General features: G+C 72.8%; 2 pseudogenes. One reads left to right on the top strand and one right to left on the bottom strand.

What is annotated here, in order from left to right:
- Positions 1-252 (bottom strand): annotated as a pseudogene (locus KN815_RS48635) (phosphatase); the annotation flags it as partial.
- 323 nt (positions 253-575) lie between these two features.
- Here KN815_RS48635 and KN815_RS48630 point away from each other — a divergent pair.
- Positions 576-1,662: pseudogene (locus KN815_RS48630) on the top strand (hypothetical protein); the annotation flags it as partial.

Below are 1,662 nucleotides of genomic sequence, written 5' to 3'. Positions count from 1 at the left end.
GTCGCCCGACGCGGCGGACGCCTGCGGCGCCCGCTCCACCGCCACGGCCCCGGTCGCGGCCGCCACGGTCATCACCGCACCGGCGCGCAGAAGGGAACGGCGCGAGGCGGCAGCGGCGATGGCGTCGCCCACGTAGGCGTTGTCAGAGGTGTTCGGCGTCTCGTGAAAGCAGGCGTCGCCACAGCGGTACCGGCACGTCAGCGCGGAACGACCGCCCGGGTGTGAGCTGATGAGCGGCAGGAGGTTGCGCACGTCTTCCCCTCCGTAAGGGTGTCACGTATGGGCTGCGAAGGGCCCCGCATGGGCAGTACGCCGACGCGGTCCGGGCCGACATGACGTCGGGACCTTTGGCGGCGAAGCTATGGGCGTAGAACCGCACAGTGGCGACGAACGCCTGAACCAGAGGTGAACGAAGCGCGAGCGGAATCGGCGGAAGGGGGCCGCCGGGCGGCCCGCTAGCCTTTCGGCACCACGGTCATGCACCGCCATGCACCGCACTCGACACGTGAGAGGTATCTCCCATGGGCATACGGGACCTACTGCGCAAAGTTTTCGGCCGCTCCCGAACCACGGGGGTGGACGAAGCTTCTGCCGCGCCGGAGGCGGAGGTTGTCCCGGACCCCCAGTCGGCCGAGAAGTCGGCGGAGCCGACCGTAGAGCAGACGGCAGGGCAGACGGCAGGGCAGACGGCAGAGCCGACGGCGGGCGAGAAGGCCGAGTCCAAGGCTGAGTCGGCCGCCGAGCCGAAGGCTGCCGAGTCCGGCGCCGAGCCGAGGGCTGCCGAGTCCGGCGTCGAGCCGAAGGCCGAGGCCAAGGTGGAGGCCGAGCCCGCGCCCGAGCCGAAGGCTGAGCCGAAGCCTGAGCCGGCCGCGGAAATGGCACCGGACCCGGACCCCCTCGACGACGAATCCACGCACGACCCGGCCCTGTCGACTCCGCTGAAGTCCCTCGACGAGATCCTGAAGTCCCCCGCGCCCGAGGACACGACAACCTCCGGCGACGAGGCGCCGGTTGAGGCGGCGACAGCGGCCGACACGAAGGGAACGGCTGCCGTCGAGGCGAAGACAGAGGCGGAGACGGAGGCGAAGGCGAAGGCAGAGGCGGACGAGCCCAAGCCCGCTGCCGAGGACGAGGCAATGGCCGCGTCCGAGCCGGACGTTGACGCCCAGTCCACGCCTGCGGACATTGCCGACGCCACGTCCCCCACCGCCCCCACGGCCAACGTCGACTCCGAGCCGACGCCCGAACCGGCAGCCGACGCCGAGACCGAGGCGGAGCCCGCCACCGCGCCCGAGGCTGCCGCAGCCACGGACGCCCCGTCGGCGGACGCGAGTGCCGACGCCGAAGCCGACGCCGACGCCGAGGCGAAGGCAGGCGCCGCCGCCGCTGCCGAGACCAAGCCCGAAGACGAGCCCGCCGAGACCCCGGCCAAGGCCGTGGCGGAGGCCGAGCCTGAGCCCGCGACCGACCCGGCGCCGGAGGCCGCCGAGCCGGAGGCGAAGACCACCGAGCCGGTAGCGGAAGCCGCCGAGCCGGTGACGAAAACCACCGAACCGGTTGCGGAAGGCGCCGACACGTCCTCGGTGGAGGCCGACACCACGCCCGAGACCGAGGTTGCGGAGGACCCCGCGCCGGAGCCCGCCGCGGCAGAGACGGCAACTA

Origin of the sequence: Streptomyces niphimycinicus (assembly GCF_018883605.1) — a bacterium.
Taxonomy (GTDB): domain Bacteria; phylum Actinomycetota; class Actinomycetes; order Streptomycetales; family Streptomycetaceae; genus Streptomyces; species Streptomyces niphimycinicus.
This window is presented reverse-complemented; position numbering and strand designations above follow the sequence as displayed.